This window comes from Pseudomonas reactans, from assembly GCF_013387025.1.
GTDB classification, from domain to species: Bacteria; Pseudomonadota; Gammaproteobacteria; order Pseudomonadales; family Pseudomonadaceae; genus Aquipseudomonas; species Aquipseudomonas reactans.
Window position 1 is genome coordinate 1 of record NZ_JACAQP010000146.1, and the last position, 400, is coordinate 400.

Consider the following 400-nt stretch of genomic DNA (forward strand, 5'->3'; position numbering starts at 1 on the left):
TTGGTCACATTCTATTCATGAAATGGGTTGGATTGCTATTAGTTTGGATACGCAAAAACGGATCTATTCTTAAGTACATTCGATCTAATAAGTCCGTTGTGTCAGAATTGACAAATTCTATGTATATGGCCGTTATCTTTAATCTTTTCTTATTTATTACCTGTTTGTACTATTTAGGTAGAATGCCGTCACCCATTTTTAGTAAGAAACTGAACAAACTCGAGAAAATGAACCAAGAAAACCTTAATAACAATAGGCCGGTTTCTTATATGTATGGAAATCAAGAAAATCGGAATTTAAAAATACTTGAGAAAAATAAAAAAGATGAAGAAAAAGACTTTTCTTTGTTTGAAAAACCTCTTCTGACCTTTTTTTTCGATTATAACCGATGGAATCGTCC

General features: G+C 31.5%; 1 protein-coding gene. It reads left to right on the top strand.

Going from position 1 to position 400, the window contains the following annotated elements; all coding sequences use genetic code 11:
* Positions 1–8 precede the first annotated feature (8 nt).
* Positions 9–400 (top strand): hypothetical protein (locus HX793_RS32255; protein WP_498055037.1); only part of this gene is annotated, 392 nt, incomplete at its 3' end.